This is a genomic window from Pontibacter rufus (assembly GCF_015694705.1).
In the GTDB taxonomy this organism is placed as follows: domain Bacteria; phylum Bacteroidota; class Bacteroidia; order Cytophagales; family Hymenobacteraceae; genus Pontibacter; species Pontibacter rufus.
The window spans coordinates 36,991-61,093 of sequence record NZ_JADQDR010000016.1 but is presented as its reverse complement, the minus strand read 5'-3'; the positions used below and the strand labels follow the sequence as shown (position 1 = coordinate 61,093).

At 43.0% G+C, this 24,103-nt stretch carries 24 protein-coding genes; 18 read left to right on the top strand and 6 right to left on the bottom strand.

Translation table 11 applies throughout. From position 1 onward, the window contains the following. The first annotated feature begins 360 nt into the window (after positions 1-360). The 8 genes from I2I11_RS20420 to I2I11_RS20385 all read left to right on the top strand — a co-directional run bounded on the left by I2I11_RS20420 (position 361) and on the right by I2I11_RS20385 (position 7,166). Positions 361-762 carry a hypothetical protein gene (locus I2I11_RS20420; protein ID WP_196269608.1) on the top strand — a complete coding sequence of 134 codons (402 nt, stop codon included), beginning with the start codon at positions 361-363 and terminating at the stop codon, positions 760-762. A gap of 318 nt (positions 763-1,080) precedes the next feature. Then, complete coding sequence (locus tag I2I11_RS20415; RefSeq protein WP_196269607.1) at positions 1,081-1,524, top strand: hypothetical protein; 444 nt, start codon at positions 1,081-1,083, stop codon at positions 1,522-1,524. 89 nt (positions 1,525-1,613) lie between these two features. After that, on the top strand, positions 1,614-2,678 hold the full coding sequence (locus I2I11_RS20410; protein ID WP_230680515.1) for a gliding motility protein GldB-related protein: 1,065 nt from the start codon (positions 1,614-1,616) through the stop codon (positions 2,676-2,678). A gap of 470 nt (positions 2,679-3,148) precedes the next feature. Then, positions 3,149-3,856, top strand: coding sequence for an outer membrane beta-barrel protein (locus tag I2I11_RS20405; RefSeq protein ID WP_196269606.1), 708 nt, complete (start codon positions 3,149-3,151; stop codon positions 3,854-3,856). 257 nt (positions 3,857-4,113) lie between these two features. Next, entirely contained in the window at positions 4,114-5,148 is a 1,035-nt protein-coding gene (locus I2I11_RS20400; RefSeq protein WP_196269605.1) for a PDDEXK nuclease domain-containing protein, read from the top strand. A 305-nt stretch (positions 5,149-5,453) separates the two neighbouring features. Further along, positions 5,454-6,032 carry an immunity 53 family protein gene (locus I2I11_RS20395; RefSeq protein WP_196269604.1) on the top strand — a complete coding sequence of 193 codons (579 nt, stop codon included), beginning with the start codon at positions 5,454-5,456 and terminating at the stop codon, positions 6,030-6,032. Between the two features lie 102 nt (positions 6,033-6,134). Continuing rightward, positions 6,135-6,650: a hypothetical protein gene (locus tag I2I11_RS20390; RefSeq protein WP_196269603.1), complete on the top strand. Its 516-nt coding sequence runs from the start codon at positions 6,135-6,137 to the stop codon at positions 6,648-6,650. Positions 6,651-6,821: 171 nt separating this feature from the next. Next, on the top strand, positions 6,822-7,166 hold the full coding sequence (locus tag I2I11_RS20385) for a hypothetical protein (protein WP_196269602.1): 345 nt from the start codon (positions 6,822-6,824) through the stop codon (positions 7,164-7,166). Positions 7,167-7,265: 99 nt separating this feature from the next. Here I2I11_RS20385 and chrA read toward each other — a convergent pair whose 3' ends face one another. Together chrA and I2I11_RS20375 are read right to left on the bottom strand one after the other, a co-directional pair. Next, positions 7,266-8,366 (bottom strand): chromate efflux transporter, encoded by a 1,101-nt coding sequence (gene chrA / locus I2I11_RS20380; RefSeq protein WP_196269601.1) that lies wholly within the window; start codon positions 8,364-8,366, stop codon positions 7,266-7,268. 381 nt (positions 8,367-8,747) lie between these two features. Next, on the bottom strand, positions 8,748-9,644 hold the full coding sequence (locus tag I2I11_RS20375) for a helix-turn-helix domain-containing protein (RefSeq protein WP_196269600.1): 897 nt from the start codon (positions 9,642-9,644) through the stop codon (positions 8,748-8,750). Positions 9,645-10,017: 373 nt separating this feature from the next. Here I2I11_RS20375 and I2I11_RS20370 point away from each other — a divergent pair, with 373 nt between their 5' ends. After that, on the top strand, positions 10,018-11,172 hold the full coding sequence (locus tag I2I11_RS20370) for an aldo/keto reductase (protein WP_196269599.1): 1,155 nt from the start codon (positions 10,018-10,020) through the stop codon (positions 11,170-11,172). A 549-nt stretch (positions 11,173-11,721) separates the two neighbouring features. On the opposite strand, the gene I2I11_RS20365 is transcribed toward I2I11_RS20370, so the two are convergent. Beyond that, a complete protein-coding gene (locus I2I11_RS20365) occupies positions 11,722-12,537 on the bottom strand; it encodes a helix-turn-helix domain-containing protein (protein ID WP_230680513.1) in 816 nt (271 codons plus the stop codon). A 119-nt stretch (positions 12,538-12,656) separates the two neighbouring features. Here I2I11_RS20365 and I2I11_RS20360 point away from each other — a divergent pair, with 119 nt between their 5' ends. The 6 genes from I2I11_RS20360 (at position 12,657) to I2I11_RS20335 (ending at position 16,780) form a co-directional block, all read left to right on the top strand. Beyond that, on the top strand, positions 12,657-13,223 hold the full coding sequence (locus I2I11_RS20360; RefSeq protein ID WP_196269597.1) for a sugar O-acetyltransferase: 567 nt from the start codon (positions 12,657-12,659) through the stop codon (positions 13,221-13,223). Positions 13,224-13,322: 99 nt separating this feature from the next. Further along, positions 13,323-13,820, top strand: coding sequence for a cupin domain-containing protein (locus I2I11_RS20355; protein WP_230680510.1), 498 nt, complete (start codon positions 13,323-13,325; stop codon positions 13,818-13,820). Positions 13,821-13,829: 9 nt separating this feature from the next. Beyond that, a complete protein-coding gene (locus I2I11_RS20350) occupies positions 13,830-15,017 on the top strand; it encodes an NAD(P)-dependent alcohol dehydrogenase (RefSeq protein ID WP_196269596.1) in 1,188 nt (395 codons plus the stop codon). Positions 15,018-15,029: 12 nt separating this feature from the next. After that, complete coding sequence (locus tag I2I11_RS20345; protein WP_196269595.1) at positions 15,030-15,413, top strand: DUF2255 family protein; 384 nt, start codon at positions 15,030-15,032, stop codon at positions 15,411-15,413. A gap of 23 nt (positions 15,414-15,436) precedes the next feature. Further along, positions 15,437-16,297, top strand: coding sequence for an aldo/keto reductase (locus tag I2I11_RS20340; RefSeq protein WP_196269594.1), 861 nt, complete (start codon positions 15,437-15,439; stop codon positions 16,295-16,297). Positions 16,298-16,378: 81 nt separating this feature from the next. After that, positions 16,379-16,780, top strand: a complete 402-nt coding sequence (locus I2I11_RS20335; RefSeq protein ID WP_196269593.1) for a (R)-mandelonitrile lyase — start codon at positions 16,379-16,381, stop codon at positions 16,778-16,780. A 233-nt stretch (positions 16,781-17,013) separates the two neighbouring features. Here the strand turns inward: I2I11_RS20335 and I2I11_RS20330 are convergent, their stop codons facing one another. The 3 genes from I2I11_RS20330 to I2I11_RS20320 all read right to left on the bottom strand — a co-directional run bounded on the left by I2I11_RS20330 (position 17,014) and on the right by I2I11_RS20320 (position 19,905). After that, a complete protein-coding gene (locus tag I2I11_RS20330; protein WP_196269592.1) occupies positions 17,014-18,003 on the bottom strand; it encodes an aldo/keto reductase in 990 nt (329 codons plus the stop codon). 21 nt (positions 18,004-18,024) lie between these two features. Beyond that, a complete protein-coding gene (locus tag I2I11_RS20325; protein ID WP_196269591.1) occupies positions 18,025-18,876 on the bottom strand; it encodes an aldo/keto reductase in 852 nt (283 codons plus the stop codon). Between the two features lie 129 nt (positions 18,877-19,005). Further along, complete coding sequence (locus I2I11_RS20320; RefSeq protein ID WP_196269590.1) at positions 19,006-19,905, bottom strand: helix-turn-helix domain-containing protein; 900 nt, start codon at positions 19,903-19,905, stop codon at positions 19,006-19,008. Between the two features lie 809 nt (positions 19,906-20,714). On the opposite strand from I2I11_RS20320, the gene I2I11_RS20315 reads away from it, so the two are divergent. From I2I11_RS20315 to I2I11_RS20305, 3 genes are all read left to right on the top strand, one after another. Beyond that, positions 20,715-20,921 carry a hypothetical protein gene (locus I2I11_RS20315; RefSeq protein ID WP_196269589.1) on the top strand — a complete coding sequence of 69 codons (207 nt, stop codon included), beginning with the start codon at positions 20,715-20,717 and terminating at the stop codon, positions 20,919-20,921. Positions 20,922-21,070: 149 nt separating this feature from the next. Then, positions 21,071-22,501: an MORN repeat-containing protein gene (locus I2I11_RS20310; RefSeq protein WP_196269588.1), complete on the top strand. Its 1,431-nt coding sequence runs from the start codon at positions 21,071-21,073 to the stop codon at positions 22,499-22,501. A 994-nt stretch (positions 22,502-23,495) separates the two neighbouring features. Beyond that, on the top strand, positions 23,496-24,074 hold the full coding sequence (locus I2I11_RS20305; RefSeq protein ID WP_196269587.1) for a recombinase family protein: 579 nt from the start codon (positions 23,496-23,498) through the stop codon (positions 24,072-24,074). The last annotated feature ends 29 nt before the right edge of the window (positions 24,075-24,103 follow it).

Sequence of the window (24,103 nt, the reverse complement as noted above, 5' to 3'; positions counted from 1 at the left end):
TCTGTCATTGATAGGTAAAGTGCTACAGTAGCTCTTTGCTTGAAGAACAGGAGTAAAATTTTACTGCCTTTACAAGTCTATGAAAACAAACTTACCTTATGAACCTGCCCCTTTCCAACCTGTACCTGAGTTCGGTTAAATCACACCGGCCGCAAGTTATTTGAGTTGTTTTCCAGATCTAGCAAGTATTGGCGCTAATGGAGAGGTTAGCTACTCAGGTGTGGTTTGGAAAGCTTCTCGAAAAGAGAGTAACATAATGGCAACAGATGTTGTGGCTGTTCTTAACGATTTTTAATTTTTGTTTGCAAAAGTGTATGGTGAACAAAATATACCTTCCTCCACGTCTATAATATCCTTTTCATGAATATGACAAAGTCAGCTATATTACTGTTAGTAATAGCGTCCTTTGGATGTAGCAGAAAAGTGCCTCTTGGCACTTATTCAGGAGAAAAGATTGTAATGATACAACGCAATGTGTCACTTTACCGAAACAAACCTCACATTTGGCCGGCAAAGGGGAGGGTAATTGCGACCAATGATAATCTTCTATTTGTTCCTACGCCTTATTTTGGGATGATTAATATTCATGGCAGAGACACCACAATTATCAGAATGGATAAGATTAAACGACTGCGACCGAAACGTTGGATGCTGCTATTTCCTTTTGGGCTTGAGGTTACAACAGATGGTGGGAAAAGCTATGCTTATGTTACAGTGAGGCGCAAAAAGTTAGTGCAAGAAATACTACGGATAAAGGAATAATACACTACAACCCGCCACACTTGTTTTTCATAAGAGTAGTTATACGAGAAACGCCGTTTCCTTCCAGCTGGAGGGGGTATGGGTTTTGGTACTTTCCAGGGGAAGCCGTGCTCTGCAGATTACTTTCTAATCGCCCGCATATATAGTATATTCGTTCCTCTCATTCCTGCTAGCCGCCGGATCTGGGAGGCTAGTAGGAATAGACTCCTACTAGCTAGTAGTTGTATGATATTTTAATAAATGAAAGTCACAGGTATACTTCTACTAATCTCTCTCTGTTTGCCTCAGCTAACATTTGGGCAATCTGTAGATAGAAGCATGAAAAAGGGAGGAGTACTTTCGGTTGAAGAGGTAACCAAACTTCTAAATGGTGTTTGGGTGAGAGAGCTTTATAAAAGCGATGAAAGGGTAATCACGCAAGAAAAGGAAAATGGAAAAGCATTAATCAGAACTTATGAAGATGGAAAACTGATAAAGGTTGAAAAGAAAGATGGGTACGATGCTGTTAAGATAAAATTTGATAACATGGGGAGTGGAGACTATGAAGAGTTTCTTTTAAACTTTGACCTTACGTCCACTGCAATAGAGGGAGCTTCCGAACAGCCTAAACTAAAACTGATTCAAGCAAAAGGTGAGTACAAGATTGAATTCATTTATATGATGGAAAGCCGAGTTCAAACAATAGAGTGCTTGAATGATAGTGTCTTAGTGTTGGTTGGCGATAATGGCATTAGACAAAAGTTCAGGAAGGTTAAAGAATAACATCATACAACAAAGTTCAGCCTTAACCCTCGCTACGCTTCGGGCTTCGGCTGCACCACACCGTTAGCAGCAACTAAAACCGAGAAAAAATGAGAAACACTTTGTTACGTCTTTTGCTTTTATCCTTCCTGTTTCAAGTCTCATGCATCGAGAAGAGGCAAAACAAAAGCCAGCGCTTAAACTCTAAAACCGAGTCTGACTTGTATTCAGCATTGGAACAGGTAAAAGATAGTATACAGATAGGAGATATTACTGTTTACAACTCTTTTAAACATCAGATTCTAGCAAATAAGGGGAACACCTATGATAGCACACTCATCCTCGATAAAGTATACAAGAGACATCAAAAGTTATGGGATGGATGTTATGCCATGATATTCGGTGAGGAGAATGCAAGCAAATTTAAAACTGAAGTGGGAATGGTAAAGTGGAACAAGGCTCTATATAAAGACAACAAGGAGTTTATGGAGCAGCGTGTTCGCGAGTTATTACAGCAAAATGTTGACTCCATTTTGAAAGAGAGCTTGTCTGGTTTCACTACTCTGATTGATAAACATCGTCCCACAGCCAAAATCAGTATTGTTTTTGTTCCATTGCAGGGAGTCACCTTCGGAGGCTGTGACCAGTCGATGTTTGTACTTGATCTAATGGACACAAGTAATGACCTGAATTATGTATTAACAAAAGGTTTTCCGCACGAAATAAACCATTTGGCCTATGAGCCCACACGAAAACATGACCCTGACCGTAAAACGGCCCTGCTGAACACAATAGATGAAGGACTTGCCTGCTACTATACCTATAAGTTTTTCAAAGGGGATATTCCAAAGCGCACAGCTGTTGAAAACATGTCAGAAGAAGATTGGAACTGGTATCTGCAGCATGAAAAAGAGATCTTTGTTAAGTCTAGGCCCTACCTGCTGGAGTCCTCGGAAAAGGTGACACCATATTCCTGTAGCTGTGGAATGCACAGAGGTAAAAAGCTTTTTGAAGATGCACCGCATTCCATTTGCTATTGGCTTGGATTTAGAATAATTGAAAGCTACGAAAGAAACAATGGAGTGGGCTCATGGAAAGACGTCTACGAGCTCCCTGCAAGAGAAGTATTAGCCAAGAGCGGTTATGAAAATTACATTAATTCACTTAAAGAATAGCAACTGCTAACAAGGTGCATAAGCCATGCTACGGCCGACGTCCTAACACGCCTCATGCACGAGTCCGTCAGCAGGAATAAAATTAAATGAAGAAATGGCTATTAAGTATTTGGTGATCGGTATTATATTTATAATAGTTGGCTTGGTAGTAATGTTTCGACATAAATTCTATAAACATGGCTCAACTGATATGAGGTTCTTAACAAAATTTGATGTTTTCTTAAGCGGATTTTTCCTCGCTGCTTGTGGAGTTCTGATAATAATTTCAGAAGCTTTTAATTTTTTTAGATAGTACTGTTTGCCTAAAAGTAGAAAAAGCAGGGAGTATTAAAATTATCATGAACAAATAATGCTTAATACTATAAAATTATAGCTGCCAACAAAGTTCAGCCATTAGGCTCTGCCTCACCATAGACTGTACCAATACGTTGCAATATTTCAAATGAGAGTTTAATCATAAAATAGAAGCAATGAAAGAAGTTTTAATCCTCTTATATATCTGCTGCTTCTCCTTTATGGCACTGGGCCAAAACCCAGATACTTTACAGGCACAGAAAGCAAAGTACTACGTGGGTTTAGATCTGAACGGCAGGTATTTTCTAGTAGATTATGACAACAGTAACCCTTTTATAGAGACATCTGATTACTTTGTGGCCAAGCCATACCTCCACTTTGGCTACAGGCTAAATAACAGGATTAGGTTAGAGGCAGGGATTGCTTATGCTGGTGAGAGAGAGCATCATTATGTAACCTACGTGGAAGCACCTGGGGAATACATAGATTACCATGATTACTCCCTTACTAGGGCTATAATAATACCATTGAAAATAACGCACGATTTTTTCAGTGTATTCAAAGGGCGCTTAGCCATTTATGGTACAGGTTCTATTTTGCCAACCTACTCTAAAACAAGGGTAAGGAAAGTGGAGGTAAAGGCGAATGTAAGCAACACTACATTAGATATAAAAGATTCTGCCACTAATACTTTTGTCTCCCTTGGAGTCGGAACAAGCTTCAAGATATGGAAAAAAGTTTCTGGATATCAGGAGGTGAACATCTTAAACAGAAATCTGACTACTGACAGAAACATAGACCCATTCTGGTTTGAGAGAACGCAAAGACCTCTAAGCCATTTAAGTCTTGGAATAGGCATTAATTATGGTTTTAGGCCGGAATAACTATATTCAAAAAACATAAAGCACTCCATCGCGTGCCTTAGCCCAGCCGTTAGTTTAACATAAAGCACTTAACTACATTAGATATAACCGATTCGTCTTTTTTATAAGTAAGATTATGTTCAGTAGAGAATTAAACAAGCGGTTTTCTTCTACTTAGTTAGGCTTTATCTTTACGCAACAGCCTGTCGCGCAATCATTATAGGCATCATGTCAAGCACTGATCAAGAATGCGTGTAGCAGACTCCTTATTTTTGATAATGGAAGAAATACAGAACAGTGCACTACTTGTAAATGAGGTGAAGCAACTTATCGCGCATAGCCGTGAGAAAGTGGCCTCTACAGTCAATGCTGAAATTACGCTGCTTTACTGGCTGGTAGGCAAACGCGTCAATGATGAGACACTAAAAAACAGCCGGGCTGAGTATGGCAAACAGATAGTAGCTACACTTGCCCAACAGCTGATGCTGGAGTACGGTGCCGGGTGGAGCCAGAAGCAGCTACTGCACTGCATCCGCTTTGCCAGTGTTTTCAAAGATGAGCAGACGGTCTCCGCACTGCGGAGACAATTGACCTGGACGCACATCAAGACGATCATCTACCTGGACGATGAGCTGAAGCGCAACTTTTACATCGAGATGTGCAGGCTGGAGAAATGGAGTTCACGTACCCTGCAGGACCGAGTGAGATCCATGCTCTACGAGCGAACGGCTATCTCTAAACAACCGGAGGTCACTATCCAGAATGACCTGCAACAGCTGAAGGAATCCAGCCAACTCACGCCTGATCTGGTTTTCCGGGACCCGTACGTCCTTGATTTCCTGGGTTTGGCAGACACCTATTCCGAGAAAGACCTGGAGGCCTCCATATTGGCGGAACTGCAGCGCTTTATAATTGAGATGGGCAGTGACTTTGCCTTTCTGGCCCGTCAGAGACGCATCACTATTGACAATCGGGACTACTACATTGACCTACTTTTTTACCACCGGCGTTTGAAGTCCCTAGTGGCCATTGACCTGAAAATAGGTGAGTTTGAGGCTGGCTTCAAAGGGCAAATGGAATTATACCTACGGTACCTGGAGAAATATGAGATGGTGGAAGGGGAAAACCTGCCAATTGGCCTTATCCTCTGCACCGGCAAGAACGAGGAACATGTGGAGCTGCTGCAACTAGACAAAAGCAATATCCGGGTAGCCGACTACCTGACGCACCTCCCGCCGAAAGAGCTACTGCAGGCAAAGCTGCATCAATCCATCGAAATTGCCAGAAGCAGGTTGTCAAATGAGGAGAGCTAGCGTGAAGACGCCTGCAGGGGCAATGGTTGCCCTAAACCCGTTCCTGCTGCTTTGTTTACCACTCTCAACAGAAGGACCTACTTTACATAAAAGCAGTTATAAGAGAAACCGCCTTTCCAGCCAATGGGAGGGGGTGCGGGTTTTGGTATTTTCGCGGGGTGCTGGAATTGTCCGCAGGCCCCTTTATATTGCTTCGGATATATCCTATATTCGGCAGTCCAGTTACGTTTAGCCGACCCACGGTAGTCGGCTAAACGTAATAACTCCTTATATCCAGTAGTTAGGGTATATTAAAGTTATAGAAAATGACCAAATTTCTACTTGAGCGAATACAGGACTGGTACAGAAACAACTGTGACGGAGATTGGGAGCATGGCTTCGGAATCAAAATTACTACAGTTGATAATCCTGGTTGGTCAGTGGAGATAGAGCTTCAGGATACGGCTCTTGAAAAAGCCGAGTACAGTAAGCAGTATGACAATGGAGACGACGATTGGTTGTTTATCGGTATAAAGGAAGGCAAGTTTACTGGTGCAGGCGACCCAGACAAGCTCAACGAAATTCTTAGAATCTTTTTAGAAGAAGTCTTGCCTTCACAAGCAGACGCCAGCTATACTTATTCAATATATGTTCCTGTACCTAACACTAAAATACCAGTTTGGAAAGAAGTAACAGCAAGAGCAGTCAATGAAAGTGTTTTTGAAATCACCCAAATTGATGAAACGGCTCTTCAGAACCTGAAAGTGTTGTACATTGATGATTATCAAAAAATTGAAATGGAGAACCTAAGGGAGTTAGAATACAAAATTGGAGACAGAGTGAAGTGCAAGCTGCAAACCTTCTTTGAAGGATTAGGGCCAGCTGTGACAGAAAAAGTAGAATAACAAACCCTAACCATGCACATAAACCAAGCTTCGGCTATGCCTTGCTCACTTTATGTACGCGGCCGTTAGCGGTAATTTCGGTCAAAAAAATAATATAACAATATGAAAGAAATATTATTAATTCTAATCTTATTAACAACTGTAGGTAAATCATATTCGCAAACAGTTCTAGTAAATCCTGATGGAACTCATTCCATTATTATCGATCATGGAACAACCAAAACAGTTATAAACCCGAACGGAACTCATTCCTCTATTATTGATCATGGAACAACCAAAACAGTTATACATCCGAATGGACCTCCTTCAACTATAATCGATCATGGAACAATTAAGACGGTTATAAATCCTGATGGAACTCATTCAACTATAATTGACCATAGAACAACCAAGACAGTTGTAAATCCAGACGAATCTCTTTCAACTATTATCGATAATGGACCGACCAAGACGGATGTAAATCCTGATGGAGCTCATTCAACTAATATCGATTATGGACCGTCTAGTACTCCAGAAAATTCTGACGAATTGCGTTTGATAAAAAAAATATCAAAGGTATCTTTTATTATAACCAGCTTTGGCGCTTTATCAGGAGCAATTCTGGTCTTTTCAAACTAAGAATAAAACCAACCGCTAACCTCACCTTTACGGTAGCTGTGCCACCACAAAGCCAAGTTCGTTGTGTGTTATTAGTTGGAGCCTGTTCTATTCAGGCGTCGGCCGCATTGACGGAAGAAATTGAATAAATTTTTATGGCCTATCGTTGGAACTCAAAACAAATCCATAAATATGAAACAAATTAGAAGAATTGCCATTTTGGCTGTCGGACTTTTAGGGGCAGGAGGGTGTGCAACAAAACCACAAGCCCAAATAAGCGCAGAAAGCAACCAAGAACTATCCGTAACTGGAGAAATAACCGCTCGTGAAAATGGGAAAGACGGCTATACAGCAACCATTGAGGATCCAATCGGAAACTTATATTATGCAACCATCAGTATTGTTAACCTGCAAAAAAGCGGAGGGAAATACCAATCTTTTGAGATAGGGGATAAAATCACCGTGCAGGGAAATAATTGGAGAGACGCAGAAGGGAAAAGCCATATAACCGTACATAAACTAATGCGAGCTGAGTAAACAAACTTTCGGCCCTTTTGTTGAACAAAAGTAATCATGTGCAACAGAAGGACTGAATTACCGCTCATTCGCCCATTTGCCAAGCCGTTGTGCCAGCCGTTACATAAGCGACAACAGATAGCCTACACAACTTCCTAAGGCAATAAGCCACACCGGATTGACTTTGGTAAGTAACACCAGCGCCAAAGACATCACCAGAATAACCATAGACTGCCATTGCCCCATAAACACACCGGCCATCTGTATGGCAACGGCAGCTATCAGGGCAACGGAAGCGGCATTGACAATATTTAGGAACTTTCTCAGCAATACGTGCCTGTTTATAAAAGCCAGCAAACGATGCACAAAAAAGGCGATAAAAAACGAAGGAAGGAATATAGCGATGGTTGCAAGAACTCCACCCCACACCCCGCTAATTAGATAGCCTGCAAAAGTGGCACTTGACAAAATGGGCCCCGGCGTTATCTGCCCCACTGAAATGGCGTCGGTAAGTTGTTGCCTTGTTAGCCAGTGATTTTGCTGCACAAGCGCCTCATCCATATACGCAAATAGCACATACCCGCTTCCGTACAGAATAGCGCCTATTTTAAAGAAGATAAAAAAAAGCTTGCCCGATGAACTGTCCACAAACAGCAACGGGAACGGAAACCACGCCCTCATCTGCTTTCCGTTTATGGACACCGTCCCTGCAAGGCCAGCTCCAAATAAAAGTGCAACATCATTCAGGCCGCATAAAGCACCTATAAACACCAAGAGAGAAAGAACCGTAATGTCCCGCCTTTTGAACAGACCTTTTGACAGCCTGAAAACGGCCCCGGCTATGATTGCCGCGGTAGCAGGTCTTATGCCGTAAAGAAACGGCTCTACAGAGGGCAGGTGACCGTATTGGGTATATAAATAAGCCCACAGCAAGCAAATGAGCATGGCGGGCAGAATATACATGATACCGCCAACCACCAATCCTGCCCTTCCACCCTTCTCACGGGCACAGTGCATTATGATTTCAACGGAATTTGGACCCGGTATAATGTTAGCGGCTCCAACGGCGTCTAAGAAATGGTCCCTAGTTATCCAACCCCGCTTTGCCACAATTTCACTTTCAATTAAACTTACCATTCCGGCGATGCCGCCGAAGCCAATACACCCCAGCTTAAAGGAGGCTATTCCAATTTCATATAAATCCTTTTGCCTTCTTACCATTCAAAATGTTTATAGTCCGCCATTTGAAAACTTGTCTATTTTATCATTCTTTCAGGCGACAAAAATAAAACAACACACAACATTGTGTTTATAAAATTGTGGCGGAACAGAGAGGCATTCGGCTTTAAATTGCTATTCTGCTTTTGTAGTTAGTTGAAACTGACATTTTTCAAATGCTGCAACTTCATAAACACTTGACCGTTAGCATTTAACTTAACATAAAGCAGCTTATGGGCCACAAACAGAGAAGGCTCCCTGGGATGAGGAGCCTTCTCTGTTCTATAACGTCAGCTATGTTCAATAGAATCGCCTGTAAAGCAGCTCCACAGGTTGTACATAAAACGAGCAGAGCAGAAACCTGACTTGAATGCCACTTTACCGTTAGGTGAGCATCCTGTACTCGTTTGGCGATTGCCCCACACGTTGTTTGAATAAACGGGTAAAGTGCTGCGGATACTTGAACCCTAATTCATAGGCAATCTGGCTAACTGACTTGCTGTGGTCGAATATTCTTTCCTTCGCCACATCCAATACCTTCGACTGTATATACTCCTGCGCTGTCTGTCCTGTTTCTTTTTTGATCAGGTCCCCAAAGTAGTTTGCAGAAAAGTTTAGTTCACTGGCGCACCAGGCTACAGAAGGCAAACCGATTGTCTGTGGCTTGTCGGATTGGTAATACGCATTCAACAGATCCTCGAACCTTTCCAGTACCCCCTTGTGGACATTGTCTCGCGTGATAAACTGGCGGTCGTAAAAACGGACGCAATAATTCAGGAACAACTCGATATTGGACACTATGAGTCTTTTACTGTGCTTGTCAATGGCATGCTCTAATTCGTACTCAATCTTGAAAAGGCAATCCAGTATAATTTTCCTTTCACGCTCTGATAGGTGAAGGGCTTCACTTGATTGATAGCCAAAGAAAGTATAGTCCTGCATATGCCGTCCAAGCGGCGTACCATGTAGCAAGTCAGGATGAAAGATTAGCGCAGTCCCTTTCGGTTGATACGTCTCCCCGCTGTTCTCAACGCTAACCACCTGCCCCGGGGCAATGAACGCCAGCGTACCTTCCTGATAGTCGTAGGTCTTTTTCCCGTACCGCAGATCACCGCATACGACTTCTTTCAGAAAGACGGTGTAAAAACCAAAATACATATTAGAGGCCTGCCTTGGGCTTGCCTTCGACAAATCTACCACGCTCACCAGCGGGTGTAGCGTCTCATTGTTGTTGAATATGTTGTAGTCATTGATTGTCTCAAATCGCCGTAGATTATCCATATCTCTCTCGTTTTAACTGAAACAATATTACTGCTTTATTCATCTCATGAGCGATGAGCTTCTCCCAATCAGTAATAGTGGTATGTAAACCTGTAATCTGTATACAAGTCAAGAGAAAAATAGATAAGACATTTGTTAAATGAATAAGGTTATGCAAAAGGTAAAATTAAATAACGCAGTAGAAATGCCCTCCTGGGTTTTGGAGTTTTTCAAATCCTTGACGCAGAAGAATGTGAAAGGAGTGTATATGATGCTATTGCAACCGTTTACATACCGCCGCTGCCTATATGAACGATGAATTTCTATAAAACATGAATAGTGGCAAGGGGGAGGGAATACCCTCCCTTTTATTTAATCATCATTGAGTTTTGATATGAAGAAAGATAAAGAAGCATCAGGTTTAAAAACGCAAAACAGCTCAGGCATAAACCGACGGAGTTTTCTGGCCAAATCTGTCCTGGCGGGAGTTAGTTTATCTGGTGTCTCCTGTTCATGGGCAGCCACAAGATCCGACACCGGCAAGGGAAGCAATAATGCTGTTGCCGCCATCAATGAAAAACGCAGGCTCGGTTCCCTTGAAGTCTCGCCTGTCGGCTTAGGCTGTATGAGTATGACCAGTGGTCATTATAACCCACCCAGAGATATCGAAGAGATGGTTCCTGTAATTCGCGGGGCTGTGGACCAGGGAGTGACCTTTTTTGATACGGCAGAGTACTATGGCCCCTTTTCGAATGAAGCGTTGGTGGGCAGGGCGCTTGCCCCCGTTCGGAATCAGGTGGTTATTGCTACCAAATTTGGTTTCCAGTTTGAGAACGAAAAACCTGTGGGGCGAAACAGCCGCCCCGAACATATTCGGAGGGCTGTAGAAGGCATGCTTAAACGGCTTCAAACAGATCGTATTGATCTTCTCTATCTCCATCGCCTAGACCCGAATGTACCTGTTGAGGATGTTGCCGGGACGGTTAGCGAGCTGATCAAAGAGGGAAAAGCACTTCACTTCGGCCTTTCGGAGGTGTCGCCCCAAACCTTAAGGCGGGCACACGCGGTCCAACCGGTAACAGCCCTTCAGAGCGAATATTCCCTAATCCAGCGTGTGCATGAAAACCAGGTGCTGGACACCTGCGAAGAGCTTGGGGTCGGTTTCGTTCCCTGGGGGCCCGTCTCCCGTGGTTTCCTCGCAGACAAATTCAACGAGTACAGTCGCTTTTCTGAAGAGTCACGTCATTCTGAAGTGCCTTACTTTGAACCCGAAGCCCTACAGGCGAATATGAAACTTCTTGGCCTGGTTCGGGATTTGGGAAGGCGCAAAGGTGTTAGCCCGGCACAGCTCTCGCTCGCATGGCTACTGGCGCATAAGCCTTTTATTGTGCCAATCCCCGGCACTACCAAACTCCATCACATGAAGGAGAATATCGGAGCGCTTGATGTCAAATTCTCCCAAGAGGAACTGAAGGAGTTTCGGAACGCTTTTTCAAAAATTGAACTGGTCGGAGTGCGGTCATCGGAATCGGCCCTGACAGATATGTGACAGATTCATTTCAATAAAAAATTTGTCTAAAGCATATTAAAGGAGCTGCCGGGAGAAGCCTTTGCCCCTTTTCCAGATGAGGTAGTGATTGCCGCCAAATTTGGTTTTGTAGGTGGCAGGAAAGGTGAAGAAACTCCTGCCATTGGCATGTTTCAAGCAGCGTGGTTAGGACATGAAGGGGCGCATAAAAGTCTCTTTTTAGCGTTTCTGCAGCTCTTCCCCTGCTTGCTGCTGTATGAAGGACCGTATCAAAATAAGGCCGCTTGTTGAGAAAAAGCAACCAAAGGTTTGTTTTCGGGTTAATTGTGTTTGCTCACGGTTTGCAGCCTTGCCTCAAACGATGGGTTGCGCGTCTTATCAAACGAAGGATTCCTGAGACAATCTTTCAATGTGGTCTACAGCATTTATCATAACAGGTGTTATGTATCCTAAAAATCTAATATTGTGGGTTGGTTTAAGTCAAGAGTGCATCTTGATGAGCTACATACACTTAGCAGCCTGTCTTAAGGCTGTTACCAAAAATAGATTGTTATCATTAACGTTTCTCTTCTAGCCTAATCTACTTCTATATTCACTTGGTGTTACACCAAACAGTTTTTTTACATACCGGGTAAAAAAAGACCGGCTTCCAAATTCCATTTTATCTGCAATTTCAGAGATGCTGAGATTGTTGTTTTGTAAAAAGAGGATGATGCGTTCCTTGGCGAAGCGATGAATCCATTCAGAAGCTGTGACACCGGATGATCGTTTGCAGATCTGGTTGAGGTATTTGGGAGTGATGTTTAATTGATTGCTGTAAAACTGTACTTCACGCTCAGTCGTGCAATGCTCCTGTGCCAATTGAATAAACCGCTCATACAAACTCCCAGTTTGCAGACTGTGTTTCCTTCTTTCATATTCATTGGCAAAAATGTGCCACATCTCAAGGATGAATAGTTGCATTTGCAAGCGCAGGGCTTCGTCGTAAAAGCGATGATCGGTTTCCATAAAGCGGTCATGCACCCATTTAAAATTCAGCAGAATTTTTTGCTTATCATTTTCGGTATGGATCGTTTTTACAGGATACACTCTCGAATGCAATATGGCATTAATACTCCAGCCCTGGTCGGGAATGTTGCTGTTTAAAAAATCTTTTTCCACGAATATCACCGTTGCTTTAAAGCTTTTGGAAAACTGCAATCCTGTCAGCCTGCTTTCGGCAAACCAAAACAAGAACTCTCCTTTTTTGCATACCATCTCCTGATCATTGAATATAAAATTTATGCTTCCACGATGACAGAACAGATGGGTATGGTAAAGCTTTTGAAAATGATTGGGGAAATCATTTCTACCCGATACTTCGAGTAAGATCACTTTCGGTTGCATTTTACTTAGCATTGGGAGTTTTTCTGCTAATATAAGTGATATGTGACATTATTGTTGAAATATGTGTAACAATTGGAAAGTAATACTGCTTTAAATTTGTATCATAAGAATGATACAGTATGAATGCTTCTGATAAAGATATTTTTGAACGATTGAGGGAAGGGGAAATAATCAGGCCAGGTGATCCACAGAGGAGCAGGTTGCGAGCAGAATCCTATGCTACAATGAAACTGGTTCAGCAACTGAATAATTCCAGCCATCCGGAGGAGATCCGAAGTCTATTAAGTCAGATTACTGAAAGGGAAATAGATGCATCAACGGCCATATTTCCGCCCTTGTATATCAACTACGGGAAGAATACAAAATTTGGCAAGAATGTATTCGTCAACTTTGGGTGCACCTTTCTGGACTTAGGGGGCATTACCATTGAAGATAATGTGATGTTGGCACCCGGAGTGAAACTACTTACAGAAAGCCATCCACTCTCCTCGGAAGAAAGACAATCCCTTATTCCAAAACCCATTCTCATCAGGAATAATGTTTGGATCGGTGCAAACGCTACGGTTCTTCAAGGGGTTACGCTTGGAGAAAATTCAGTTGTTGCAGCCGGAGCAGTTGTGTCAGAAGATGTACCCGCCAATACCATTGTGGGTGGTATTCCGGCAAAAGTTATCAAAAGCATATAACATGAAAAGAAAAGCAGTTTCTGGATCCAGGATGTAGAAATTTTCCGGTCCAGTTGAATTAAAAGGGAAATTGTTCAAAAGAAAGAAAACAGTCAAAGTATGAAACGAAACAGAATAAGTACAGCAACTGTAGGAGCATTTGCTTTTGCAGCTCTATTTACCATGAGCTGTAAAGAACAGGCTTCACAGAATATAGCAAATGATGACGTTGAAGCCATCTTTCCTAAAGGCGAGTTAGGCCCCGCAGAAAACTTCACAGGAAAGGTCTGGAATTATGGCCTGGTTCCAGCAGATTCCACCTACACCACCTTGGTGGGCAATGTTTATTTTGAACCTGGCGCCAGAAGCAACTGGCATTCTCATCCGGGCGGACAGATCCTAGTTATAACAGATGGTGTTGGTTACCATCAAATTGAAGGGCAACCAATAGAGGTAATGAAAAAGGGTGACGTGGTGAAATGCCCTCCAGCTTTAAGGCACTGGCATGGTGCAAGCCCGGACACAGGATTGCAGCAATTATACATTGTACCTAACACGGATAAAGGAATCGTGAATTGGATGGAGCCGGTAACAGATGAAGTGTACAACAACAAATAAACACCTCCAATGGAAGCAAATAATTATCAAAGCAGAAGGGACTTTATTCAAAAAGCAAGCCTTTTTGGTGCAGGAGTAATGGTTGCCGGGCCTATCCAAGCTTTTCCACAAAACAACAACTTTAATAATGTCATAATGGCTAAAAATATAAAATCAAGGGGTTACGCTGGAGAAAACGAAAAAGGATTCATGACGCCCTGGTCGTTTGAAAGAAGACCTGTTGGAGATTATGATGTACTGATAGAAATCAAATATTCTGGCATCTGCCATTCTGATATTCACACCATCAAGGGACACTGGGGCCCACAAAAGTACCCACAAGTACCGGGGCACGAGATAGCGGGGGTTGTATCCGCTGTAGGCAATAAAGTTGCCAAATTCAAAGTGGGTGACAGAGCTGGTGTAGGCTGTATGGTAGATAGCTGCATGGAATGCGAAAGCTGTAAAAATGGTGAAGAACAGCACTGTGAAACCACAGGCATGGTAGGTACTTATGGAGCTCCTGATCCAGCATCTCCAACCGGCATTACACAAGGTGGATATTCGAACAATATTGTTGTGACGGAGCATTTCGCAATCAAAATCCCTGATAACATTGAGCTGAAGCATGCTGCTCCCTTGCTCTGTGCAGGTATCACTACCTATTCGCCGATGATGAAGTATAACATGAAAAAAGGCGATAAAGTAGGTGTGGTAGGCATCGGGGGGCTCGGGCACATGGCCGTTAAATTGGCTGTGGCTAAAGGAGCAGAAGTATACGCTTTCACTACTTCACCCAATAAGGAAAAGGACAGCCTTGCCTTTGGTGCCAAAGAGGTGATTGTGGTAGACAGTGCTGAAAAACTACAGCCTTGGAAGGGCAAGATGGACTATATGATTTCCACGGTGCCCTATGCCTACGAAATGTCCCCTTACATAGACTGCGTAAAGCCTTATGGCTACTTTACACAGGTCGGGCAGCCTGTTGGAGGTGAATTGACGATCAACAACTTCAACATGATTTTTAACCGGGTAAACTTTAACGGTTCTTTGATAGGAGGAGTACCTGAAACGCAGGAGGTGATAAACTACTGTGCTGAGAACAAGATTTATCCGCAAATAGAAGTCATTAAGGCAAGTCAAATTAATGAAGCCTGGGATAAGGTAGTAAATAAGGAAGCGCGTTACAGATACGTGATTGATACCACTGCAATTTAATCGGACTGAACTATGAACACAGGGAGCAAGCAATTTACAACGGATGAATTGAAGCGTATTGACGAAGCAGATGACCTGCACATTGCTCCGTTTCGCGAAGATGGGAAAAACTACGGAACGCCTACCTGGATATGGGAGGTAGTTGTTAACGGTGATTTGTATGTAAGGGCCTACAACGGTGTTGATTCAAGATGGTACAAATCTGCTATACAACAAAAAGCCGGGCGCATCATCGCAGCAGGAATGACCAAAGGAGTAACCTTTGAGCCAGTACAAGGCGACATTAACACGCTTATTGATGAAGCATATCAGAAGAAATATAGCAGTAGCCCCTATCTGTCTGCTATGGTTAATAGTCGTGCCCGTGCCGCTACCGTGAAAATAAATACAGTTTAATCGAAGAAATATAAAACAGGCATATGATTTTAGAAGAAAAGTTTACGCTTTCTAATGGCGTTGAGATTCCAAAGCTAGGCCTTGGAACATGGTTTATAAGTAATGAGGATGTCGTACAGGCAGTGAAAGATGCTGCAAAAACTGGTTACAGGCATATTGATACAGCTCAGGCATACCAGAATGAAGGCGGCGTTGGAGAAGGAATCAGAGCATGTGGTGTAAGCAGGGAGGAGATGTTTGTGACTTCAAAGCTTGCGGCTGAAGTGAAGACATATGATGAGGCCGTTGCATCGATCGAGCAGTCACTGAAAACGCTGGGGCTTGATTATATAGACCTGATGATTATTCACAGTCCGAAACCATGGGCAAAGTTCCTTGAAAATGATCCTTTCTTTGAAGGGAACCGTGAAGCTTGGAGAGCTCTTGAAGAAGCTTATAAAGCTGGAAAGCTTCGTGCCATCGGTCTTTCAAACTTTGAGCAGGCAGACATTGATAACATCCTGGAGTCCTGCTCGGTAAAACCGATGGTGAATCAGATCCTGACCCACATAAGCAACACCCCTAAAGAGCTAATTCAATATACGCAAGATAAAGGCATTCTTGTGGAGGCTTATTCACCAATCGGACACGGAGAGCTATTGAAGAACCAGGAAATAGCAGCAGTAGCAGAAAAATATAGTATTTCTGTGCCCCAGTTAGGTATTCGATATTGCCTACAGCTTGACCTACTCCCAATACCTAAGACCGCCAATTCCGCGCATATGAAATCTAATGCAGAAGTTGATTTTGTTATCTCCGAAGAGGATATGGAATTCTTAAAAAATATGGAACAAATAGAGCATTATGGAGAGGCCAGCATGTTTCCTGTATATGCAGGTAAATGAATTGGGAAAATCAGGTATTCCATTTAATTCCGTTGCGTTCAACCTCAGAGCTAAAACTAAAAGAAATAAAAACTGGAAACTATGGAAATAACAAGAGTAGGTACACAACCATCCGTTAAAGGTCCTGAAGACTGGTTCACCGGTGCAGTACGGGTAGATGCCTTATTTGCAGCAAATGAAGCCAGGCGAGGTGCAGCCGCCAGCGTAACCTTTGAACCAGGTGCAAGGACAGCCTGGCACACCCATCCACTTGGTCAGACATTGATGGTTACATCAGGTTGCGGATGGGTGCAACGTGAAGGTGGTCCAGTTGAAGAAATTCATCCGGGGGATGTAGTTTGGTTCGAGCCTAACGAAAAGCATTGGCACGGTGCTACCCTAACAAACGGCATGACCCATGTAGCCATTCAGGAGAATCTAAACGGCAAAGTCGTAGATTGGATGGAGAAAGTAACGGACGAAGAGTATAGAAACACTAAATAGCTGCTACATAAAAACGCTAATTACAATGAAAGTAATTGGCGTTTTTATGTAGCAGCTATTCAGACAGAAAAGCTAAGTTATCCAGCGGCCTCCACTTTTAACTAATCATCATGTGAAGAGTCCGAACCCCACCTCATACCTGCTCACAGGCAGGTAGTGTGCTCTGGCTGGCAACCGTGTAGAATAGTGCTTTTGAGTATGAGCAACAAGGTGCTTGTTTTGAAGACCGCACTTTAGCGACCTGTCATTTTTTCGCCAGCTTCTGAGTACCTGGCTCCCTGTACTTTGATATGCGAAGCGGCCTCATTTATCTGTTGCAGGTCATCAGCGGTAAGTTCAGCATTCATGGCTCCTAAGTTTTCTTCCAGGCGGTGAAGTTTCGTCGTGCCTGGAATTGGAACAATCCACGGTTTCTGCACCAGGAGCCACGCCAAAGCTATTTGTGCCGGTGTAGCGTTTTTCTGTGTAGCAATCGTGTTCAGCAGGTCTACCATTGCCTGATTGGCTTTCCGGTTTTCTTCTGTGAAGCGAGGAACTGTGTTGCGGAAATCATTTTTGTCAAACTGGGTGTTCTCGTCAATTTTACCCGTCAAAAAACCTTTACCCAACGGGCTAAAAGGAACAAAGCCAATGCCAAGCTCTTCGAGTGTTGGAATGATTTCTTCTTCTGGTTTCCGGTGCCACAAGGAGTACTCACTTTGCAGTGCTGCTACAGGCTGTACCGCATGTGCACGACGAATGGTTTGCGCGCCAGCTTCGGAAAGGCCCCAGTGCTTTACTTTTCCTTCCTGAATCAAGTCTTTTAGTACCCCTGCTACTTCTTCAATAGGTACATTAAGGTCAACACGGTGTTGGTAATATAGGTCAATCACATCCGTTTTCAGACGCTTTAAGGAACCTTCTATTGATTGCCTGATATGTTCAGGGCGGCTGTTAAGACCGGTCCATTTGCCGTCCTCAGCAGGTGCAAAACCAAACTTTGTTGCAATAACGACCTCATTACGGAAGGGAGCCAACGCTTCGCCTACCAGCTCTTCATTCGTGAATGGTCCATAGACTTCAGCCGTATCAAAAAAGGTGACGCCCATTTCAACCGCTTTGTGGATTAAGGCAATCATTTCGTTCCTATTGGGAAAGGGGGGGAAGCCAAAGGTCATTCCCATACATCCCAGACCAATGGCGGATACTTCTAATCCGCTTTTGCCTAATATTCTTTTTTGCATGATTTTAAGTGTTGAGGGTTATTAAATATCAAATGTGGTTTCACCCAACCACTTTACCACTGCAGGGTCACGATGGTCTATGAAAACGCTTTGCTTTGTATCAAGTGAAGTAATAGCTTCCATATCCTCGTTAGGCAGTTCAAAGTCGAAGACGTTGATGTTCTCTTCGATTCTTTCTTTGCGAACTGACTTTGGAATAACAACTACTTCTCTTTGGATTAACCAGCGAAGAATAACCTGCGCCACGCTCTTGCTGTGTTTTGTAGCGATTGAAGCAAGAAGCTTATTGGTGAACATATCGTTTTTTCCTTCTGCAAAAGGACCCCAGCTTTCTATCTGAATTCCATTGTCCTGCAAGAATTTCTGTGTTTCGATCTGCTGTTGGAAAGGGTGCGTTTCAATCTGGTTAACAGCAGGCAATACTTTATTATGACTAATCAGGTCTACAACCCTGTCTGGATAAAAATTGCTGACACCTATGGCTCTAATCTTTCCTGCCTCGTAAAGTTCTTCCATTGCCCTCCATGAGCCATACACATCGCCATAAGGCTGATGAATCAGGTAAAGGTCGATGTAGTCCAACTGTAACTTCTTTAAGGATTTTTCAAAAGCTTTCTTAGCGGTTTCATAGCCCGCGTCCTGTATCCAGAGTTTAGTGGTAATGAACAACTCTTCTCTTGGTACACCACTTCTTTTGATGGCTTTACCAACCGCTTCTTCATTAAGATAAGCAGCCGCTGTATCAATCAATCGATAGCCTGCCTGTATCGCCTCAAATACGACTCTTTCACATTCTTCTGCGTCAGGTATTTGATAAACGCCAAAGCCTAGTATCGGCATTTCAACCCCATTGTTTAATGTTACCTTCTTCATATTCCTGATCTTGGTTTGTGTTTGATTGCATATGTAACTACTGAACTATTCAGTAATTCATTTACAAACACAAAGATCAGGTTAACAACTCTGAGAGCCTATCGCCATTCAAACCATCTATTGCAAAATTCAAACATATCGAAACTTTAACGGACTAAATGCTACATGTTTACGAAAGAAGTTGTTGAAATGGGCTGGTTGGGAAAAGCCCAGCACATAGCTGATTTCAGAAACGCTCCACGGCGTGTTGCGGAGCAGTACCTTCGCCTCTTGCAGTATGCGTTCGGTGATAATCTGTGAGGTTGTCTTACCCGTTGTTTCTTTTACGGCACGGTTGAGGTGGTTTACATGCACGTTTAACAATGGGGCAAAGTGGGCGGCAGAACGCAACTCCACGGTTTGGTCAGTACCATCAATGGGGAACTGCTGTTCTAATCGCTCAAGGAATGAGACTGTAATTCTCTGTGATGCGGTAAGGGCTTGCGCATGAAGATTTCCATGGGGTGCCAGCTTCATAGCTAAGTGCATTATTTCTAATAGCAAAGCACGGATCAAATCATACTTGTATGTATAGTCTGAACGCATTTCAGTGAACATTCGCTCAAACAATACATCTGCCTGCTTTGCCTGCAATGCTGTAAGTTCGAATAGGGCATGTCCGCCCGGTTGAAAAATGGAGTACTGTGTTGGGTTAGCCAGACTATGAAAGAAGTCTGGACTGAAGACGCAAAAAAAGCCACCCGTTATGCGGTCCCTTTGTTCCCATCCAAAAGGAACCTGGGGGTTATCAAAGACAAGAGCATGTTTTCGCACTTCTATTTTCTTGTCTGCATACAAGTATTTGCCAGGACCATGTACGAGTGTTATGTTGTACCAGTCCCGTTTGCGATAAGGGGAGGATGGATTAGCGCCTCTGCCAACATCATCCAAACGGAAAACATTGAAATGCCCGAGCTCATTGCGCAAGCCGCTGGGAAGCCATTCGTTTCGCGCTCTATATAGCTCCTCAATTGTATCTATCTGTGGCATAAGGCAAAGTCTCGAATTTCAAATGAACATTTTGGTGGTTGCTTTGGGGCAACTGATATATTAATAACCCATTGAAGTGCTAAAAAGGTTATTATAGATCTGAAGCTTAGCGTTTGTGAATAGTCTAAGGTAGTTATTTGCTGATGTTTGGATTAAAGTTAAATAAAATACAGTCAGCCGGTGAGGGTGGGTTGCTAGTTGGCATTTTTAGCTCTTGGTAAGACTGGCTTTGTGTCTCGGTTCAGTGTGCCTTGCCATGTGCTAAAAATAGTGTGGGGCAGCGTCGATGAAACTACCGAATATACTCTATATTCAATTAGTGATTAAGCCAATCCCCGCCTAATTCCTTGTCCCATAAAACGCCAGTATATTGATACATAATGGTGCAACGCATCTGGCAACTAAAAGCAACAGCCGTTGCCAAAGGAGAGGCAGCAAACGGCATCAGGCCCTATGCGCCGATAAGATAAATTAGCACTTTAAGGCTTTATATAAGTGGGGCATTTTAGACCCGAAGTTGATTAGAATTCTCAATGTTTGAATATATCAAAAAGTTTATTAGAAATATTTTGGTTCCACTTATAGCCTTGATGATTCTTGAATTACTTCTATCATTAGACAGCCTTGACACTGACAGTACCTTTGAAAAATATAGCCTTTTAAAGGGGCGAATTGTAGCGGAGCTGTAAGATCATCACAATTTAAAACTTTATGCTATCTACTGCAATCTTGTAAGACATAGTAAATTATCTTAACTGTTTGATTTATTATTACTTTTTTGTATTTTCATAGTACAAAATTTTAAAGCTATGAAAAGTCTAAAACTTTGGATCATATTACTTGTTTTTTTCTCCTTTTCCACTTGTTGTTTAGGCCAACTTCTAGAATTAGACCTTAGGGATGATATTACTCAGCCCAAAAATTGGATCGGTGTGGTCATAAGGGATAATACTATATCTGGTCATGCCTTTGTAATTTTTGAAGGGATGACCCTGAAAAAAGACTTACCGAATTAAGAGTAGATGGCTTTTACCCTAGTAATGGCACACGAGCACGTGCAATTGTAGATATAGGAGAATTAAAAAACGATTTTAATAGTTTAAGGCATGTTCAGGATGCCTATCAAGTATATTTTATCGTCAATGACGATGATTATAAAACTGCTATGAAAAAAGCTGATAATTGGGCAGTTATTAGCCCAGGATTCAATCTATTTAGTAATAACTGTATAGATTTTGTACGATCTGTTACAAAGTCTATAGGTATTGAATTGCCTCCTAGATTCAGTTTTAGACATGGAATAGCCTTGACACCGAAACAATTTCTTATTCGAGTTAAGAAGCAAGCTTATTCAAGAGATGGAATAAAATATAAAAATTACTTAAGTATAAAACATAACGGAAACGGAACTTATAGCGGACCTTTGGATGAAGGTTTACCTAAAGGAAAAGGAAGATTAGTAGGCCAAACACAAGTTTACAAAGGCAATTTTAAAAAGGGTATACCAGATGGGGAAGGTAGCTTAATTTCTAAGGATGAAATTTTTACAGGTAACTTTAAAACAGGTATTCCCAATGGACAGGGCGAATTGACAGATAGAAAAACAGGTGATAAGGTTATAGGGAACTTCATAAATGGAAAGATAGAGGGCAAGGTATTGAAAGTCCATGAATCTGGAAACGCTACAAGCACTTATGAAATTAAAGATGGGAAATATGTGAGCCCAATTTCAACAACTTATAAGAATGGTTCAATAAGTTCAACACAAGTTGACGAAAATGGAACTACTTTATCATCAATACAAATTGAACCTGATGGAGCAACAATTTCAACTACTTACAAAAACGGTAAGCCTTCAACAGCTAGAATAAGAACAAGTGATGGAAGGGAAATAGATATTGAAAGATTTGATGATGCTGACCCTGTAATTTCTTATGGTACAGTTAAGACTAAGGACTATACATATATAGGATATTTAAGGTCATTGATTTTTCATGGACAAGGAGTGCTAATGAGAGGTAATGATAAATGGCAAGGAAACTTTAATAATGGGAGAATTGAAGGCCCAAATTCACATGTGGTGATTGATGGTGCTGTTTTTAATGGTACAATATGGTATGATGGCAACGATCTATATCAAAATGGCTTAGTAACTTACACTAATGGTGATACATATGAGGGTGAATTGAAAAATAATAGATGGCATGGTCGTGGAAGATTGATTCATACAGAGAAACGGAAAAAGATTTTAGGGATAGGCATAGGCAGCAGTAAAAGTTATAAAATTGAAGGCGTTTTCGTAAATGGTACACCTCCACGATTTGAAAAAGATCATTCACTTCCACCTTTACCAGAAGAACATTTTCCCGATAACAGTTGGATGAAAGTGCCAATACCAGATATAGAAGGTATTCTATCGAGTAAAAGTAACGCAAAACCAAATGATACCCCGGTAACTGTATCTAAACCATCTGCCGAACCAAAACCTGCAGATAACAAAAAGTTAATTGAGGTTCCAAAAGAATCGAATCAGCAAAAAAAGCCTATAAAGAGTAAAGAGAAAAAAAAGGTTCAAATCTACTTTCAGTTAGGTTGAAATGAATAACTTCTTATATGTGAAGGTTCAAGACATACCCTCCACTTACAGCCCTTGATTGAAGTTTGAATTGCGACTATCGTTAGGGCTGTCTAATTATGGGTAAGTTTTTAACAGCCTTTTTCTATAGTTGCGCGAAACGAGATAAGTCACCTTTTGTGCGAAGAATCCCCATCCAACATCAACCTTGCCCCAACTAGTCAATGGCAACAGCAGTACCATTAGTTAGTATCTTCGTTTGTTTGGATCGTTTATCCCGCGAAACGGTCATTTTACAAGAACAAAATCTGTAGAGGGACTAGGGACAGGTGAGAATAGGCCGCAACAAAGCAACAGGACCTTTAGCTGAGTGTTGCTTTGTTGCTCATGTCCCAGTATACTTTAATCTTTGCGGGACATATACTAAGCACCACCACTTAGCCAAGTTAGGTTCAAATGAAAACTAACAGCTTTTATGCGTCCCATAAATCCCGGTATTTTGATACGCTAAACCTCCTTTGTAGCTGGTTGCTGGCTGTTGTAGGTCCCTTGTAAACTGATGCCATCAGACAGCCATCAGTTGGTGCCATCAAAGAACCATCATCCTGCCATCAGACAGCCATCTCATGTAAGCGCGTTCTGCCCCCTTCTACAGCAAGCGGCAGGGTATATGAGAAATGCTGCCGCTCCAGAAAACGCGGAACCATTGGAATGATAGAGTTGTCTGGTCCTCCATGCGCTTTTCTGCGCCGCCGTTACTCTCAGGCTTCAAAGATATTCTTTACCCTTGCCAGCCGCACAAGCGCAGGCAGCAACTAAAAGTAACCCATGGCAGCCCTGTCTGCTAATGAGGCGTCCTGTAAAACGGCCGTTTTATGATACGGTCCGCCCCGCCAAAGTCGCGAGCCCCCGAAACCGCCCAGCCGCCCGCAGGCTAAATCTAAAGATTCTCTTTTTGCCGTCTCAAGAATCAAAAATGTTTCGCTATATTTGAGACGAGATAACGAGACAATTTATGAAGATAGGCTACGCCCGGGTCTCCACCCAGGACCAAAAGCTGGAGCTGCAGCTCGACGCCCTCGCCCATCACGGTTGCGGGCAGATTTACAAAGAGAAGAAGTCAGGCAAGAACAAGGAGCGCCCGGAGCTCGAGAAGATGATAGGCCAGCTGCGGGCCGGGGACACAGTCGTGGTGTGGAAGCTCGACCGGCTGGGCCGCTCGCTGCGGGACCTGATTGACCTGGTGGCCGAGTTCCGGGAGAAGGGGGTGGAGTTCGTCAGCCTGCAGGACGGCATCAACACGGCCACGCCCACCGGCAGGTTCACCTTCAACATCTTCGCCTCCCTGGCCGAGTTTGAGCGGGAGATCATCCGCGAGCGCACCCGCGCCGGGCTGGAGGCGGCCAGGACCAGGGGCCGGCAGGGGGGAAGGCCGCAGGGGCTCTCGCCGGCGGCGCTGGAGAAGGCCCGCACGGCCAAGGTGCTCTACGATTCCGGCGGCAGGAGCGTGGCAGAGATTGCTAAGATCCTGGGCATCGGCCGGGCCACCTGCTACCGCTACATCGGTCTGGCCGCCTCGGAGGCCCCTGCCTGACGTCGCTTTTCCAGCGCCGGCTCGTATAA

Bases quoted from the DNA above. Each gene is read 5' to 3' on its own strand.
- I2I11_RS20420 (WP_196269608.1), top strand. From the start codon at position 361: ATGAATATGACAAAGTCAGCTATATTACTGTTAGTAATAGCGTCCTTT.
- I2I11_RS20415 (WP_196269607.1), top strand. From the start codon at position 1,081: ATGAAAAAGGGAGGAGTACTTTCGGTTGAAGAGGTAACCAAACTTCTA.
- I2I11_RS20410 (WP_230680515.1), top strand. From the start codon at position 1,614: ATGAGAAACACTTTGTTACGTCTTTTGCTTTTATCCTTCCTGTTTCAA.
- I2I11_RS20405 (WP_196269606.1), top strand. From the start codon at position 3,149: ATGAAAGAAGTTTTAATCCTCTTATATATCTGCTGCTTCTCCTTTATG.
- I2I11_RS20400 (WP_196269605.1), top strand. From the start codon at position 4,114: ATGGAAGAAATACAGAACAGTGCACTACTTGTAAATGAGGTGAAGCAA.
- I2I11_RS20395 (WP_196269604.1), top strand. From the start codon at position 5,454: ATGACCAAATTTCTACTTGAGCGAATACAGGACTGGTACAGAAACAAC.
- I2I11_RS20390 (WP_196269603.1), top strand. From the start codon at position 6,135: ATGAAAGAAATATTATTAATTCTAATCTTATTAACAACTGTAGGTAAA.
- I2I11_RS20385 (WP_196269602.1), top strand. From the start codon at position 6,822: ATGAAACAAATTAGAAGAATTGCCATTTTGGCTGTCGGACTTTTAGGG.
- chrA (WP_196269601.1), bottom strand. From the start codon at position 8,366: ATGGTAAGAAGGCAAAAGGATTTATATGAAATTGGAATAGCCTCCTTT.
- I2I11_RS20375 (WP_196269600.1), bottom strand. From the start codon at position 9,644: ATGGATAATCTACGGCGATTTGAGACAATCAATGACTACAACATATTC.
- I2I11_RS20370 (WP_196269599.1), top strand. From the start codon at position 10,018: ATGAAGAAAGATAAAGAAGCATCAGGTTTAAAAACGCAAAACAGCTCA.
- I2I11_RS20365 (WP_230680513.1), bottom strand. From the start codon at position 12,537: ATGCAACCGAAAGTGATCTTACTCGAAGTATCGGGTAGAAATGATTTC.
- I2I11_RS20360 (WP_196269597.1), top strand. From the start codon at position 12,657: ATGAATGCTTCTGATAAAGATATTTTTGAACGATTGAGGGAAGGGGAA.
- I2I11_RS20355 (WP_230680510.1), top strand. From the start codon at position 13,323: ATGAAACGAAACAGAATAAGTACAGCAACTGTAGGAGCATTTGCTTTT.
- I2I11_RS20350 (WP_196269596.1), top strand. From the start codon at position 13,830: ATGGAAGCAAATAATTATCAAAGCAGAAGGGACTTTATTCAAAAAGCA.
- I2I11_RS20345 (WP_196269595.1), top strand. From the start codon at position 15,030: ATGAACACAGGGAGCAAGCAATTTACAACGGATGAATTGAAGCGTATT.
- I2I11_RS20340 (WP_196269594.1), top strand. From the start codon at position 15,437: ATGATTTTAGAAGAAAAGTTTACGCTTTCTAATGGCGTTGAGATTCCA.
- I2I11_RS20335 (WP_196269593.1), top strand. From the start codon at position 16,379: ATGGAAATAACAAGAGTAGGTACACAACCATCCGTTAAAGGTCCTGAA.
- I2I11_RS20330 (WP_196269592.1), bottom strand. From the start codon at position 18,003: ATGCAAAAAAGAATATTAGGCAAAAGCGGATTAGAAGTATCCGCCATT.
- I2I11_RS20325 (WP_196269591.1), bottom strand. From the start codon at position 18,876: ATGAAGAAGGTAACATTAAACAATGGGGTTGAAATGCCGATACTAGGC.
- I2I11_RS20320 (WP_196269590.1), bottom strand. From the start codon at position 19,905: ATGCCACAGATAGATACAATTGAGGAGCTATATAGAGCGCGAAACGAA.
- I2I11_RS20315 (WP_196269589.1), top strand. From the start codon at position 20,715: ATGAAAAGTCTAAAACTTTGGATCATATTACTTGTTTTTTTCTCCTTT.
- I2I11_RS20310 (WP_196269588.1), top strand. From the start codon at position 21,071: ATGAAAAAAGCTGATAATTGGGCAGTTATTAGCCCAGGATTCAATCTA.
- I2I11_RS20305 (WP_196269587.1), top strand. From the start codon at position 23,496: ATGAAGATAGGCTACGCCCGGGTCTCCACCCAGGACCAAAAGCTGGAG.